Raw genomic sequence first — 1,197 nt, 5'->3', positions numbered from 1 at the left:
TCCGAATTCCAGACCATGACCGTCGGCAATCAGCCATCGCATCTTCTCGTCTAACGAATAATTATGGACATATGTCCACATCGTCTCATTCATGTCCATTATATCCGCACTCATTTTCGGGCTGAAATGCGTCATCGCGACAACGGTCTTGAACGAAAGATTATCATCCGACTGGGCTGTCCAGTTTAGCGAAGCCCCGAGATTGCCCCAGTACATCCCCATCAGGTCGGCAACGGCCATATTGTCGTGACTGATAAAAAACGAGCCGTCGAGCAGATGACCCGGCGAGATGCGATAACGCAGTTTTGCCGAGATATCATAGAAATTCATCACGGTGCTCCTGTATTGTGGAATCATTTTTAAAAATGCATCCACGTACGAGCGCCGCGCATTGACGGCAAAAGAGAGTCTGTCCTTTACAATCGGTCCCTCGGCCATAATCTTGGCGGAAAGTATGCCTATGGATGCCGAACAGTGGTATTCCTCCATATCCCCGGGAGCGAGGGTGGTCTCAAGCACTGAGGAAGTGGCGTTGCCATACATTGCCGGAAGAGCGCCCTTGTAGAGAGTTGCACTGCCGAGAGCATTTTCGTTGAACGTGGAGAAGATGCCCATCACGTGGGCAGGGTTGTAGAGAGATATGCCGTCGAGCAATACAAGGTTCTGGTAGGCATTGCCGCCTCTGACCTCGAATCCACCGCCACCCTCACCCTCGCTGCGGACACCGGGAAGCAGGGTGATTGACCTGATAATGTCGGCTTCACCGCCAAAGGCAGGAACTTGCAGCATCTTTGACATTTCGATTCGCTCGGAACCGAGTCGGGGGTTGTCAATACGCTGACGTGCTGAGGTACCGGTGACAACAACCTCTTTGAGCTGCTCAGCCGCTATGCTGTCGCCAGACTCCTCAGCAATAGCATCCCCGATTGCGCCAATCAGGCATAGACCTAAAACAACTGTTTTCATGCCACAAAGTTAAGCATTTCCGACGAGCATCATCATACCGCCACGCAATCAGTTATCTACAAGAGAGATACGTCACTACCCGATATGTTGCATCATGATTGGGCATTCTGAAATTTTCATCTCGAAAAGTCTGAAAAATCTCATATACATACTTACTTAGAGCTTGTTTAATAATAAATGTTGCCGCCAGGGTCGTATAGCTTGAGACGATTTTCGACATGTGACGAAGGA

The 1,197-nt window shown here is 49.8% G+C and carries 1 protein-coding gene; it reads right to left on the bottom strand.

Annotated elements, in window-relative coordinates:
- Positions 1-966 (bottom strand): TonB-dependent receptor plug domain-containing protein (locus K2I50_RS05545; protein ID WP_301025216.1); only part of this gene is annotated, 966 nt, incomplete at its 3' end.
- Between the last annotated feature and the right edge of the window lie 231 nt (positions 967-1,197).

It is taken from the genome of Muribaculum sp. (genome assembly GCF_029051885.1).
Classification (GTDB): domain Bacteria; phylum Bacteroidota; class Bacteroidia; order Bacteroidales; family Muribaculaceae; genus Muribaculum.
The sequence above is the reverse complement of the archived record's forward strand: the minus strand, read 5'-3'. Positions and strand labels throughout refer to the sequence as shown.